13 protein-coding genes are annotated in these 12402 nt (G+C 37.8%); 5 read left to right on the top strand and 8 right to left on the bottom strand.

Annotation, left to right across the window (positions count from 1 at the left end; all coding sequences use genetic code 11):
* Positions 1 to 7: 7 nt before the first annotated feature.
* The 3 genes from ahpF (at position 8) to C7N65_RS10655 (ending at position 3344) form a co-directional block, all read left to right on the top strand.
* Positions 8 to 1531: an alkyl hydroperoxide reductase subunit F gene (ahpF, locus tag C7N65_RS10665; RefSeq protein WP_105994458.1), complete on the top strand. Its 1524-nt coding sequence runs from the start codon at positions 8 to 10 to the stop codon at positions 1529 to 1531.
* 504 nt (positions 1532 to 2035) lie between these two features.
* Entirely contained in the window at positions 2036 to 2659 is a 624-nt protein-coding gene (locus C7N65_RS10660; RefSeq protein ID WP_105994457.1) for a phosphatase PAP2 family protein, read from the top strand.
* A gap of 61 nt (positions 2660 to 2720) precedes the next feature.
* Positions 2721 to 3344, top strand: coding sequence for an NDxxF motif lipoprotein (locus C7N65_RS10655; RefSeq protein ID WP_105994456.1), 624 nt, complete (start codon positions 2721 to 2723; stop codon positions 3342 to 3344).
* A 57-nt stretch (positions 3345 to 3401) separates the two neighbouring features.
* On the opposite strand, the gene C7N65_RS10650 is transcribed toward C7N65_RS10655, so the two are convergent.
* Positions 3402 to 3842 carry a carboxymuconolactone decarboxylase family protein gene (locus C7N65_RS10650; RefSeq protein WP_105994455.1) on the bottom strand — a complete coding sequence of 147 codons (441 nt, stop codon included), beginning with the start codon at positions 3840 to 3842 and terminating at the stop codon, positions 3402 to 3404.
* Between the two features lie 171 nt (positions 3843 to 4013).
* Here C7N65_RS10650 and C7N65_RS10645 point away from each other — a divergent pair, with 171 nt between their 5' ends.
* Complete coding sequence (locus tag C7N65_RS10645) at positions 4014 to 5180, top strand: ArgE/DapE family deacylase (protein WP_105994454.1); 1167 nt, start codon at positions 4014 to 4016, stop codon at positions 5178 to 5180.
* 55 nt (positions 5181 to 5235) lie between these two features.
* Here C7N65_RS10645 and C7N65_RS10640 read toward each other — a convergent pair whose 3' ends face one another.
* The 6 genes from C7N65_RS10640 to C7N65_RS10615 all read right to left on the bottom strand — a co-directional run bounded on the left by C7N65_RS10640 (position 5236) and on the right by C7N65_RS10615 (position 9467).
* Entirely contained in the window at positions 5236 to 5823 is a 588-nt protein-coding gene (locus C7N65_RS10640) for a histidine phosphatase family protein (RefSeq protein WP_105994453.1), read from the bottom strand.
* Positions 5824 to 6075: 252 nt separating this feature from the next.
* Positions 6076 to 6654: a hypothetical protein gene (locus C7N65_RS10635; protein ID WP_105994452.1), complete on the bottom strand. Its 579-nt coding sequence runs from the start codon at positions 6652 to 6654 to the stop codon at positions 6076 to 6078.
* A gap of 507 nt (positions 6655 to 7161) precedes the next feature.
* Positions 7162 to 7404 carry a 30S ribosomal protein S18 gene (gene rpsR, locus C7N65_RS10630; protein ID WP_002480324.1) on the bottom strand — a complete coding sequence of 81 codons (243 nt, stop codon included), beginning with the start codon at positions 7402 to 7404 and terminating at the stop codon, positions 7162 to 7164.
* Between the two features lie 53 nt (positions 7405 to 7457).
* Positions 7458 to 7976, bottom strand: a complete 519-nt coding sequence (ssb, locus tag C7N65_RS10625) for a single-stranded DNA-binding protein (protein WP_105994451.1) — start codon at positions 7974 to 7976, stop codon at positions 7458 to 7460.
* A gap of 21 nt (positions 7977 to 7997) precedes the next feature.
* Positions 7998 to 8294: a 30S ribosomal protein S6 gene (rpsF, locus tag C7N65_RS10620; RefSeq protein ID WP_105994450.1), complete on the bottom strand. Its 297-nt coding sequence runs from the start codon at positions 8292 to 8294 to the stop codon at positions 7998 to 8000.
* A 162-nt stretch (positions 8295 to 8456) separates the two neighbouring features.
* Entirely contained in the window at positions 8457 to 9467 is a 1011-nt protein-coding gene (locus C7N65_RS10615) for a thermonuclease family protein (RefSeq protein WP_105994449.1), read from the bottom strand.
* Positions 9468 to 9868: 401 nt separating this feature from the next.
* On the opposite strand from C7N65_RS10615, the gene argF reads away from it, so the two are divergent.
* On the top strand, positions 9869 to 10873 hold the full coding sequence (argF, locus tag C7N65_RS10610; protein WP_105994448.1) for an ornithine carbamoyltransferase: 1005 nt from the start codon (positions 9869 to 9871) through the stop codon (positions 10871 to 10873).
* An 83-nt stretch (positions 10874 to 10956) separates the two neighbouring features.
* Here the strand turns inward: argF and C7N65_RS10605 are convergent.
* Positions 10957 to 12402, bottom strand: a 1446-nt coding sequence (locus C7N65_RS10605; protein ID WP_158698124.1) for an Ig-like domain-containing protein, incomplete at its 5' end; no start/stop codon positions are given.

Below are 12402 nucleotides of genomic sequence, written 5' to 3'. Positions count from 1 at the left end.
CACATAAATGCTGAATAAAGAGTTAAAATCACAATTATCCCAACTTCTTGAGTTAATGGAAGGCGACGTGGTTTTAACAGCGAGTTATGATGACAGCGACAAATCTAAAGAGTTGAAAGAACTACTAGATGAAATTGCTGATATGTCATCGCATATCACTGTTAAAGAGGACACACTTCAACGTACACCAAGTTTTAGTGTGGACCGCCCTGATGCGCACACAGGCGTTGTATTCGCCGGTGTGCCGTTAGGTCATGAATTCAACTCACTCGTACTGGCTTTATTACAAGTCAGCGGACGCCCTCCGAAAGAAGAGCAAAGCGTTATCGATCAAATCAAAGCGCTTGATCGTCCACTTCATTTCGAGACATTTATCAGCTTGAGCTGTCATAAATGTCCAGATGTGGTACAAGCGTTAAACTTAATGAGTATTTTAAATCCGAATATCACTCATACAATGATTGATGGTGCTATATTCAGAGAAGAATCTGAAGATATTATGGCAGTACCTGCTGTATTCTTAAACGGCGAAGAATTCGGCAATGGCCGCTTAAGCATTTCTGACATCTTAGGTATGTTAGGAAGCAAAGCAGATCCAGCTGAATTCAATGATAAAGAGCCTTTCGATGTTTTAGTTATCGGCGGCGGCCCAGCAAGTGGTTCAGCAGCAATTTATGCTGCGCGTAAAGGTTTGCGTACAGGTATTGTAGCTGACCGTATTGGTGGTCAAGTCAATGAAACTGCAGGTATCGAAAACTTTATCACTGTTAAAGAAACAACAGGTCCGGAATTTTCAGCTGCCTTAGAACAACATGTCGAAGCGTATGATATTGATGTTATGGACGGCATGCGTGCTTCTAATATCGAAAAAACAGATGACGGTATCGTTGTAACATTAGACAACGATGCAAAATTAACGAGTAAAACAGTAGTTATTTCTACAGGTGCACGTTTCCGCAACCTTAACATTCCAGGTGAAGATGAATTGCGCAACAAAGGTGTTGCGTACTGCCCTCACTGTGACGGACCTTTATTCAAAGGCAAAGATGTAGCAGTTGTCGGCGGCGGCAACTCTGGTGCGGAAGCAGCGATTGACTTAGCAGGTATCGTCAATCATGTAACACTTGTTGAATATAAAGACTTTTTACGTGCAGACGAAATCTTGCAAGAACGTTTACGCGAATTGCCGAACGTTGAGATTTTGAAAAATGCACAGTCTTCAGAGATTCTTGGCGACAGCCATGTAACAGGACTCAAATATGAAGATAATAAAACTGGCGAAACACATCAAATCGATGTTGAAGGTGTATTCGTTCAAATTGGTTTATTACCAAACACAGAATGGTTGCAAGGTGCAGTCGAAACAAATAAACAAGGTGAAATCTTGATCGACCGCAACCACGCAACAAGCATGCCGGGTGTGTTCGCGGCAGGCGATGTTACTGATGAACATTACAAACAAATCATCATCGCAATGGGTGCAGGTGCCAGCGCAGCACTCAGCGCATTTGATTATATTATCCGAAACTAATCTCTCCCTATCATTTTGATTAGTACGGATACAAATAGACAGGCGAAGGTAAATTTCTGCGACAATATTACCTTTGCTTGTCTTTTTTTATACATATTCATGATACAATTAATGAAGCACACTATTATATAGCTTAATCATCAGCTTGGCGAATCACTCTAACCGCTTAGACACCCTCCTCTTTTGTATCTGCCAAGCCTTCCGTTCCACCATCAAATCAAGAACTGTCAAAGGAAATACGTAATGAAAGCCGGCTGTCTCACCAAACTTCAACGGCGTGCTTTAAAATGCCTCTTTTTTTCAGCAATCTTTAAATTTCCTCAGCTTGTTTTTGAATTTTAAATTCCAGAACTATCATCAAGCATGGCCGAATTCTGTTTACATACCTTCAGTTTATCGTGTTCCATCTATTGTCTGGTCAAACGTTCATTCCAAAGTAGGATGGCAATACTTGGGCGGTCAGCTATAATCATAATTAATAAAAAAGAAAGCTAGGTTTTAACTATGAGGGTCCTATACACTAGACATATCGGTTTAACACTTACCATCTTAATTGCTTTAATGCTGCTCGTTAAGACGGACTTCATACTCTTAATAGACGAACCCATATACAGCTTCGTCAGACTCTTGCATCACATACCTTTTATGGATCGTTTCTTATTTGCCTACTCTGACATATTTCAGCCTTGGTATTTAGTAGGTTTTATGGCGGTCATTCTCATCCTTCTCTTTTTCAAAAATAAGAAGCTGATGCTGACGACGACTGTTTGGGCTGCTGCTACACTGCTGCTGGGTATTGCATTAAAGTACTTTATTCACAGAGAAAGACCCGTAGAATATATTTCCGGGTTTAGCTTTCCAAGCTTGCACACACTTACGATATTTGTCGCTGCAGCAGTCTTCTTAACATTCTGCCGCAAACGCTTTTGGCATTACATTGCTTTTGCCATGGTTGCGCTAATGATGATTTCTCGTATTTATGTACACGCCCATTACTTCTCAGATACAGTCGGTGCAATCATCTTCGGTTCTTTAATGCTGCAAGTCGCGCAGCATTTCATCATTAAATACCAACTGAATGTGCCGTTTACTTCGCGCTTAAAATCACCTTGGCAACGAGATACTTAACGCAAGTCAACAGATTCGCTATAATAAAGATAATCATGCAGATAATTAAAGGAGAAGAATCGTGAATAAATTAAAGCAGCTACTCATCATCGCTTTCACACTCGTACTTGCAGTTGCATTGACTGCTTGCGGTCAAAAAGATGAAAAACAAGAGCATCACGTTAAGTACGCACCAAAAAATGCAACGCCGATTAATAAAATAGAAATCTTTAAATCCTCTGATAAAGGTAAAGATTTAACTGAACAAGAGTTAAAAGAGAGCCTGAAACGTTATTTAAATGCGAATAATGATATTATCGATAACAAGTATGTCTTACAACATAAATTAGATCAGCAGTATGACGGTCGTCAAAAAGTCTCTGATGATTTAGATACAGATTTACGTGATTTAGCAAATCTTACTACCAAAAATCAAATGAACTTCGAAGCCTTCTTAAAAGACAACAAAGTCCCTGCAGATCAAAAAGAAGACATTGAACGCGTCAATAAGTACTTTAAAGCTGTAAACTATAAAGCAGCACGTGCAGATCAGCAATTAGAAGAGTTGAGCTACAGTCCGCAAAAAACAGTCAATGTCGTAGATGTCCCGACGAACTATGCCGGCGACGTCAACTTGAAGCAACAAAAGAAAATTAAAGCTTACTTGAAAAAACATCATTTAGAAACAAAAGCGATTGATAAATAATATACAAATGGAGTGCAGCATCATTAATGATGTCGCACTCCATTTCTTTATGCTGTATTATACAATATGCTGGTTACCCATAGAAATAGATAATCTATTCCAGAAATTGATTTGATTGATTGTGAAGACTAAATCTGTGTATGCTTCTTCTGAATATTCCTTACGTACACGTTCATATAATTCATCTGGTACGCCGCCTTGCGCAATCTGTGTAATTGCTTCAGTCAATTCTAAAGCAAGTTTTGTTTTTTCTGAATAAAGGTTTGTATCTTCCCATGCGCTAAGCAAGAACAACTCTTCCTCGCTGACTCCTACTTTGCGGGCATCGCTTGTATGGATACCTAAACAGTAAGCACAGCCGTTGATTTGAGAAGCACGTACTTTAATCATTTCGCGCAACTTGCGATCAATATCCGCTTTTTTCAGCTGCTTTTCCATTTCTAACAAAATATCGATTTTCTCTTTAGCCACTGTTCCATAGTCAATTCTATTATCCATTCAATCATTACCTCCATTACAATTGATTGCTATATACGGTACTATTATTCCCTGAATTTCGCTTTTTTATTCTTTTTTACTTTAATCCACAAAAGTGCGAATTGTTTGAATACTGAAAATTAGTATTTTACGATTAATATGTACAGAATAAAATATAAAGGGGTTGTTAGAATGGGCAAATTGACATCAGAAGAACGTGTCCAAATTTTAGCGGATATCGTAGGTATTGAATCCGTAAATGATCATGAATTAGATGTTGCAGAGTATCTGCATGATTTATTGAAAAAACATGATATCGACTCAAAAATTATTAAATTAACTGATACACGCGCAAATCTTGTAGCGGAAATCGGCAACGGCAGCCCAGTAATCGGCGTTTCAGGCCATATGGATGTTGTATCTCCAGGTAATCCAGAAGACTGGCAAACACCGCCGTTTAAACTTACTGAAGATGATGAAGGCAATCTACATGGCCGTGGTGTGGCAGATATGAAAGCAGGCTTAGCCGCATTAGTCATCAGCTTAATCGAGCTGCACGACCAAGGCTTGCCTAAAGAAGGTACTATCCGTCTACTCGCAACTGTAGGTGAAGAAATCGAAGGCGACGGTGCGAAAGCTTTCCAAAAAGAAGGTTATATGAAAGATGTAGATGCTTTAATCATCGCAGAACCTTCTCAAGATAAGATTATTTATGCACACAAAGGTTCAATGGACATTCGTGTCACTTCAAAAGGTTCATCTGTGCATAGTTCTATGCCGCATTTAGGCTATAATGCATTGAACCCATTAGTCGACTATGTTCACCGTATTAATGAAGCACAAGCCGCAATTAAGTCTACGAACGAACAACTTGGCGACCCTATCGTCAATGCGACTATCTTCAACAGTGGTTCGCAAGTCAACTCTATTCCTGATTACGCTGTGACAGAGTTTAACATTCGTACTATTCCGGAAGCTGATAATGCAGGCTATCAAGACTTGTTTGAACAAGTCGCAAAAGACGTAAAAATGGCTTATAAAGACAGCGACTTGCATGTGGATACGTATATGTCTCGCCCTTCAGTCTTCACAAACGGCGAAAACAGTGTCATCGACTTAGCACAAGAACTAGGTAAAAAATATTTAGGCAATGATATTCCTAAAGAAGCTTCTCCAGGCGTGACTGACGCAGCTGACTTAGTAGTCGACAAAGGAGAAGACTTCCCGTTCATTATGTTTGGCCCTGGACAAACAAGCCAAGCACACCGCATCGATGAGTATGTAGAAAAAGATGTCTACTTGAAATTCATTGATTTATTCGAAGAATTATTAACACAATCTATCGACAAATTAAAATAAGCCGCATAAAGCGACTTACACCTTAAAGCCGCATCTAATTATAGATGCGGCTTTTTTATATATTATCTGTATCCACTAATACAGGATCACAATTTTTAACTTTTTTGCTGAACAATTCATCTTCATTAATGACACCTAAATAATATAAACAACAGCGAATCCAGATGAGATGTGCAACAATTACAACGACTTCGTCTTTGTTATCGATTACTTCTTTGAAGAATTCATCAATTCTCGCAAGAACGTCTGTATAATTTTCTCCGCCTGGCGCATGTTGTGTAAAGCTGTTTCTGAAATCACTGAATCTTGGATCTTCAAAATAACGTCGATAATTCGGATTCTTTTGAAGCATTTCTTGCGAATAGCCTTCAAACTCGCCTAATGCACGTTCTCTCAATAAAGGAGAAAAAGTATGAGGAATTGAGTGGTCAAAACCATTTTCATACGTTTGGACCGTACGTATTAAATCAGAAATATAAATGTGGTCAATCGTGATATTTTCAAAATACTTTTTTAAAGCTTGCGCAGATTTAACACCCTTTTTAGTCAGCGTAACATCTAATTGTCCGCAAAAATAACGTTTGCCATGTTTGTTATCGTAGTTTGCTGTTGATTCTCCATGCCGTATTAAATAAAGCTTCATGGTGTGTTCACTCCTATTATCCTCAAATGTTATTTGCCATTATGCTTTATTCAATCAAAATTCAGCTCTACTCTATTACAGACAAATAGATTTAACGTAATGATAACATGATTTTATATAATTTTAGTTGCTTAATCTTTATTTGTTATCTAATTTTAACATTTCTATTGCATGGCTTGTTCACAATTGAATATCCCCTTTATTTTTTGCATGAAAAAGGACCAAGCTGCATTTCAACTTGGTCATCTCCTGCTAAATTAAATCGATTTTATTAATTTCCATTAGTTCTTTAAAAAATTCACGTTCTACTTCTAGTAAGTGTACATAATCATCTGACATAATTTCTTTACTTAATTCCACGTTCTTTTCTGAAATAAAGTCGACTAATTTTTCGTTCTCTTCATTGTTTTCATATTCTTCTTTAGCTTGTGCCAACAATGAATCCTCACATACTAAGATAAAAGCACGACCATATGCAATATCGACTTTACCTCGCTGGTAATAAGATTCTAAGAAATTTTTAGCTTCGTCAAAACTATTAGTATGTTCAAAGATACCGAATACTTGATCTGTTACTTTTTCTGAAAGGTCGGATAATCGTTCTTTTTCCGCTTGGTTTCCAGGTTTCACTCTATCTTTCACTAACATTTTCTGTGTTTTGATTTCATCTTCGATTTTTTCTAATTCTTTAATACGCTCTTCTTTGTTCCACGTGTCTTTATTTTTCTTATATGTTCCTAATAATTCGTCTGCTTTATGCAAATCAAAATGCTTTTCATCAGTACCGCTTTGGTCTAACTCATCAAAATAGTTTTGGCTTTTTTCACTCATAGTTATTAACTCCTTTGTCCAATGACATTTTCTTTGATTCAGTCTATCAGAGTGCAATTTACTGAAAGTTTACCCGCGTCCATATCCCTTAAACACCGTATACAATCTTAATGCGCACAGTTATTTTGACAGTTAGGGAACGTAACTGTTATTTTCTCTTTCATATTTTACAGATAAGGACACAAAATGACGACTTAAGAAATTTAGTCCAATTAAATGTAAATCTAATTTAGAATAGAACCAAGATAAAACAAAGGAGGTTACTTATCATGATGATCGCAGATATTATTGGTGGTATTATCAAGTTAATCGTGAATTTAGTAGACACTTTCGCTCCTAAAAAATAATTCAATTAAAAACATTAAAATTGGCTGCATATACGTCCGATGATTCGGACGTATTTTTTTGTATCTTTTGAAATTACCCTTTTTTGCCCTTTTTTCAGTATTTCAGACACAAAAAAGCCCCGTAAGCCTATGCCTACGGGGTTTATCATTAAAACTGATCTTAGTTTTCGTCTTTTACATATGGTAATAATGCCATATGACGAGCACGTTTGATAGCTGTAGTCAACATACGTTGATATTTAGCTGAAGTGCCAGTTACACGACGTGGTAAAATTTTACCGCGTTCTGAGATAAAACGTTTTAATAAGTCAGTATCTTTATAGTCGATGTGTGTAATTCCGTTTGCTGTGAAGTAACAAACTTTTTTACGACGACGTCCGCCTCTTCTTGGTCCACCTGCCATGGTTAACTGCCTCCTTTAATCGATATTTTCAGATTCTACGTTCATTTGACGTATTAGAATGGTAAATCATCATCACTGATATCAATAGGTCCGTTTGCATTTGCAAATGGATTATCTGATTGTCCAGCATTTGATGAATTATTGTTTTGATAAGATGACGTATTTTGTCCTTGTTGTTGACCACCATAGTTTTGACCGTAATTCTGGAATTGGTTGTTACCGCCAGATTGTTGGCCATGACGTTGGTTTTGTGATTTAGGTTCAAGGAATTGAACACTGTCACATACAACTTCAGTAACAAAGATACGGCGTCCTTCTTGGTTTTCATAACTGCGTGATTGTAAGCGACCATCAACGCCTGCAAGACTGCCTTTAAACAAGTAATTGCTTACGTTTTCTGCTTGTTTTCTAAAAACAACACAGTTAATAAAGTCTGCTTCGCGTTCCCCTTGCGCATTCGTAAACGTACGATTAACCGCTAAAGTAAAAGTCGCTACACTTACGCCTGAGGGTGTCGTTCTGTATTCAGGATCCTTTGTTAAACGGCCTACTAATACAACTCTGTTAAGCATTTAAACGCCCCCATTCTGTTTTTACTTATCTTCGTCTTCGCGGATAACAATGTAACGAATGATATCGTCATTGATTTTTGCTAAACGTTGGAATTCATCTGTAGCTTCACTGTTTTCAGTGTTGATACGTACAAGGTTGTAGAAACCTTCTTTGAAATCTTCGATTTCGTAAGCAAGGCGACGTTTGCCCCAATCTTTTTCTTCAATGATTTCAGCACCGTCTTGATTTAAAATACCGTTGAAACGTTCAACTAATGCTTTTCTCGCTTCGTCTTCAATGTTCGGACGAACAACGTACATAATTTCATATGTTCTCATTTTTTATTTGCACCTCCTCGTGGACTATACGGCTTACCCTCAATTGGAGTAAGCAAGGAATAATTTTCATTACTCACAATCAAGAATTATAGCATAGCCATTTACTTTTTACAATCATTTTTATCACGTGAATTTTGTTGACTTACGATTTTCATTTACCCGCTAATTGACTTCACATGCCATACCATCTTTATCTCTATCCATCTTATCTTGATATGCAGGATGACCTTTAGGAACACCGTTTGGGTAATCTACCCTTAATGCAGTGCAGTTTGCATAATATTTTGAGGCAGTTCCGCTTTGAGATTCAGTCGACTCAACCTGCGAAGGAGTTGCTGCAGCTTGGGAGTCTGACGGCACACTATTTTGTGCAGCTTCGCTATCAGGAACCCCATTACTCCAAATATTCAAATGTTCTTGCTGCGCTAGACGCTGGCTTTCTTTTAACTGATCCAGATAAGTAATACTTGGCGGATAAATATAGGCCACTTTAGCTAAACCTCGTCTCACTAATGCATCATTGACCATTACACCATCCGCATAAACATAGGCTAAATATCTTCCGTATTTATCTGTCTTGCCGCCCTTATCAAATTCAACTTCAATCTTTGAAGCATTTTCAAGCATGTTTTTGGTATAGGCTGATGCTTCTTTGCCGTAAGGCTCCACACCTTTTTTAGGATGCTTTGTTTCCGGTGTATCAATCAATAACAATCTGAATACTGATTCTTTCCCTTGATACATCAGTCTTACCGTATCACCATCGACTGCACGTGAATAAGTTGCCTCTTCTTTCACTAATCCATTTGCACTGGGTTGTGCTTTTGATTCTTGTTGCGAGTCTGATGTTTCTTTTTCTTTATCAGATTCTGAAGTTTCTTCTTTCTTAGGTGCAGCTGCTTTAGGTTTTTCTTTCTTTTCCTGCTTAGCAGCATCATTATCTTGTTGTTGATCTGGCTTATTATCTTTTGCGACTTCAGCTGTATGATGTTCTGATTGTTTTTGTTCAGTTTCTGGTTCTGATAAACCAATCATAATCATACTTAAAACAAAAGCACCAAGCGCAATCAATCCTGCTGTTTTTTTAGGCTTTCGCTTTGCCCATAAAACGATAAACATAACTATGTAAATGATGAAAATAATAAAACACAATACTCCCAGTATTTCTAACATCTTGTACACCTCTTCTCTGATGTTTATTACTATCTATAATATACTATTTCTTCAATCATTATAAGATTCTATTTACACTTTATAACAATTCAACATTTTCTTTTTTTCTCCTTAAAAGGCTGCTTTTCTTCGAAAAGCTAAAAAGGTTTTTATAAATAATTATGCATTTTTATTCGTTGTAGTGTATAATAAAACAAAACCATAGCACCTTGCTTATATTTTCGTATGTGGGTATGGAACTAATGTGACACTTACAACTAAATATTACAAAAGTATATTTATTTAAAAACAGTTAAGAAATTGTGAAATTTTGAAAATCGTTGTGTTTTACATTGGTTTTTAAAATGAAAACGCTTATAATTAAGGTGAAAATTATCACTAAAAGAGGAGTTGTAGTAATAATGCAAAACTTAAGAAACAGACATTTCCTAACACTATTAGATTTTTCAAACAAAGAGATGGAGTTCTTATTGAACCTATCTGAAGATTTAAAAAGAGCTAAATACGCTGGAATTGAACAACAAACTTTAAAAGGTAAAAACATTGCATTAATTTTTGAAAAAGACTCAACTCGTACGCGTTGCGCATTTGAAGTTGCAGCAGCAGACCAAGGTGCAAGTACTACTTACTTAGGACCAACTGGTTCTCAAATGGGCAAAAAAGAAACAGCAGCAGATACAGCACGCGTTTTAGGCGGCATGTATGACGGCATCGAATACCGCGGATTCTCTCAACGTACTGTTGAAGTACTTGCAAAAGAATCAGGTGTTCCAGTATGGAACGGTCTTACAGACGAAGATCACCCTACTCAAGTATTAGCTGACTTCTTAACAGCTAAAGAAGTATTGAAAAAACCTTACCATGAAATCAACTTCACTTACGTTGGTGACGGACGCAACAACGTTGCGAACGCATTAATGCAAGGTGCAGCGATCATGGGTATGAAATTCAACTTAGTTTGTCCAAAAGAATTAAACCCAACTGACGAATTATTAAACCGTTGTAAAGATATCGCTAAAGAAAACGGCGGCGAAATCTTAGTAACTGACAACGTTGACGAAGGTGTTAAAGGATCAGACGTTCTTTACACAGACGTTTGGGTATCTATGGGTGAACCTGATGAAGTTTGGGAAGAACGTATTAAATTATTAAAACCATATCAAGTGGACCAAGCAATGATCGAAAAAACTGGCAACCCGCATGTTATCTTTGAACACTGCTTACCATCATTCCATAACACTGACACTAAAGTCGGTAAAGATATCTACGAAAAATTCGGCTTAAAAGAAATGGAAGTAACTGATGAAGTCTTCGAAGGCAAACACTCAGTAGTATTCCAAGAAGCTGAAAACCGTATGCACACTATCAAAGCTGTTATGGTCGCAACTCTAGGAGATATTGGATAATCTAACCTCATATATAAAGAAATGCCATGGCTGGGAATATATTTCCTAAGCCATGGCATTTTTATTTTAGACTGACCGCAGTCTTATTTATCTTCTTTTGCTTTCTTTCTAGCAAATCTTCCGATTAGTGCAGCACCGAATAGTGATGCTATCCAACCGATTGATGAAGAAGATTGCTCTTGTTGTCCAGTTGATGGTATAACTTTATCTTGGTTCTTAGTTTGTTGTTTGTCCTGAACCTTTTGACCTTGAACAGTTTGTTGTTGGTCGATTTTTTCTTTTGTTACATGTGAAACGCTACCTTTTGGAGTTTCTGATACAGTTTCACTTTTTGCGACAGATGAATGACTTTCTGTTTGATCAGAACCCTTATTTTCATCTGTTACAGGTGATGAAGTGCTGCTTGAAGGTGCTGATTTTGTTTCAACCGCTTCAACCATTTCAGATACTTTCGATTGTTCTGCTTCTTGTGCTTGTTGATGATTTGAATCTGGTTGTACTGTTTCATTTTCTGCAACTTCATTTTCATTAACAATATCTTCTTGAACTTTGTTATCAGTTGCAACAGAAGTTTCTTCAGTAACATCAACTGGAGACTCTGATGCAGCCGGTTCTTCTACTGCAGGTTGTTCAGTTGTCGTATTATCCGCTTCTGTTGATGCATCTTCAACACCCGCTTCAGACTCCTCTGAAGGTACTTCGCATACTTCATTCTCAACACTCACTTCTGTATTTGTGCCCGCTGGTTCTGTTGCTGGCGTTGAATCTTGATTACTGTCTACCGGCGTATCTGGTGCTTTTTCACCAGTATTATCCGATGTTTCGCTGTCTGGCGCAGGCGTTGGATCACATGTACTCTCTTCATCGTTGGATGCGCTATTGTCACTCTCTGGTGTCTCGTTCTGATCAACTGGCGCTGTTTCAACAGGTTGTTCTTCTGAGCTCTCACTATCTGTATTCTCTTCAGGTTGTGCTGTCTCTGTTGTGTCCGGTGTCTCAGAAGCAACTTCGTCTGTTTCGTCTTGAGGTACTTCTGTTTCAGAGGGGGTGTTAGGTTGTCCTGCCGGCTCCTCAGTTTTTACTTCTACAGGCACGACTTTACTTTCAGATGCAGCCGATTGATTATCTGCACTGTCTTTAGCAGTTACAGTAATCACTTCATTACCTTTTAAAGTAATATCTTGTGTTAAGGCAACTGTCCATTTGCCTTCAGCATCTGCACGCGTCTCAAAACGTTTTCCATCCGCTAACACTACTGTTACAAGTGCATTAGCTTCAGATGTACCACTCACACTTGAATCTGTTGCTTTAACTTCATTTACTACAGGTGCTTGCGGCGCCATTGTATCTTCAACTACTTGCGTCGTTTCTTGTGATGCATTACCAGCTTTATCCGTTGACACTGCTTTAATTGGCGCTTGATATGCGAATGGTGTATCAAATTCAGCTGTCCAGTTTCCTTGTGCATCTGTCACAACTTCCTTTGTAGTTCCATCTGCTAGTGTTAACTTCACGGTACTTGATGGTTC

The organism is Staphylococcus simulans (assembly GCF_002994445.1).
GTDB lineage: Bacteria > Bacillota > Bacilli > Staphylococcales > Staphylococcaceae > Staphylococcus > Staphylococcus simulans_B.
Note: the sequence above shows the minus strand (reverse complement) of the source record. Positions and strands in the feature narration are given on the sequence as shown.